Here is a 1,480-nt window from a genome sequence, read left to right as displayed (position 1 = left end):
AAAAATATAAATGGTAGGTTTTTCAGAAGCTCCAATATCCTTTAATGTTTCCCTAACTACTTCTATATGATCTTCATAAGCGGGATGAGCTACATCAACAACATGCAACAAAACATCTGCTTCTTTAACCTCCGCTAATGTTGATTTAAAAGACTCAATCAAATGATGAGGTAATTTTCTGATAAACCCTACCGTATCAGAGAGCAAAAAGGGAATCATATTGAAAACCACTTTTCTTACTGTCGCATCAACTGTCGCAAAAAGCTTGTTCTCCGCTTTTACATTACTTTTTGATAGTAATGTCATAAGAGTCGACTTACCAGCATTAGTATATCCAACCAAAGCTACGCGCACAACACTACCTCTTGACTTTCGCTGAACCTCATTTTGCTTTTCTATTTTCTCAAGCTTGCCTTTAAGTACAGAAATCTGATTTCTAATGTTCCTTTTGTCAGTCTCAATCTCCTTTTCTCCAGCACCTCCGCGAGTTCCAGTACCACCTCTTTGTCGCTCAAGGTGAGTCCACATTCTGGTAAGTCTTGGAAGCAAGTATTGGTTTCTAGCCAACTCAACCTGAGTTTTTGCCTGTGCCGTTTGAGCTCTTAGAAGGAAAATGTCAAGAATTAATAAACTCCTATCATAAATCTTGACTTTCAAATCTTTTTCAAGATTTCTTAATTGAGATGGTGTAAGGTCGTCATCAAAAATTACAGCTTTAATTTCTTGATCAATAATGAAAGCTTTAATTTCCTCAAGCTTTCCCTTGCCTACAAAAGATCGAATGTCTGGTTTATCCAGCTTCTGTTTAAAAATCTTAACTGTCTTAATGCCAGCGGTTTTTGCCAAAAATTCAAGTTCTGCAAGATGCTCGTCTACAACGTTCTCATTGACTTGCTTTTCACTGACTGCAACTAATATTGCTTTTTCCTTTTTTTCTTTAGTTTTATGGGTATTCTTCATAAAATGCAATGCATTCAATATAATTTACATGTAATATTTAACCTCTACTTAATACTAGACAGGTTACTTTTCCATAGATTTGTCAATTAAGCAAAAGTTGGTAGAGGTTAATTACGCATTGCAAAGATGTTCGAAGTTATCCACAATCCATCTTAAATAATTTAAAACATTAGAGTTGGCCTGTATGAAGATTGCAATAGTTTTAAATACCTCATGGAACGTATATAATTTCCGCATGGGGTTAATAAAAGCCTTGCAAGAAGAAAATCACCACGTGGTTGTAATTGCCCCAAGAGATGAGTATTCTGATAAGATTATTGCTCAAGGATGTGAATTCCATGAACTAACCATGGATAGTCGTGGTGCTAATGCACTTAAAGACCTTGGATTAATATTCGAATTAATTAAAATTTATAAGCGCGTAAAACCTGACGTAGCTCTGCATTATACAATCAAACCAAATATATATGGTTCAGTTGCATGCAGATATTTAAATATACCTGCGGTAAATAATGTCTGC

At 35.2% G+C, this 1,480-nt stretch carries 2 protein-coding genes; one reads left to right on the top strand and one right to left on the bottom strand.

Annotation, left to right across the window (positions count from 1 at the left end; genetic code table 11):
• Nucleotides 1-960 (bottom strand): GTPase HflX (hflX, locus tag E1140_RS00380; RefSeq protein ID WP_155177976.1); only part of this gene is annotated, 960 nt, incomplete at its 3' end.
• Nucleotides 961-1,144: 184 nt separating this feature from the next.
• Between hflX and E1140_RS00375 the strand changes: the two genes are divergently transcribed.
• Nucleotides 1,145-1,480, top strand: a 336-nt coding sequence (locus E1140_RS00375) for a glycosyltransferase (protein WP_281350326.1), incomplete at its 3' end; no start/stop codon positions are given.

Origin of the sequence: Fulvivirga lutimaris (genome assembly GCF_009711525.1) — a bacterium.
GTDB lineage: Bacteria > Bacteroidota > Bacteroidia > Cytophagales > Cyclobacteriaceae > Fulvivirga > Fulvivirga lutimaris.
Note: the sequence above shows the minus strand (reverse complement) of the source record. Positions and strands in the feature narration are given on the sequence as shown.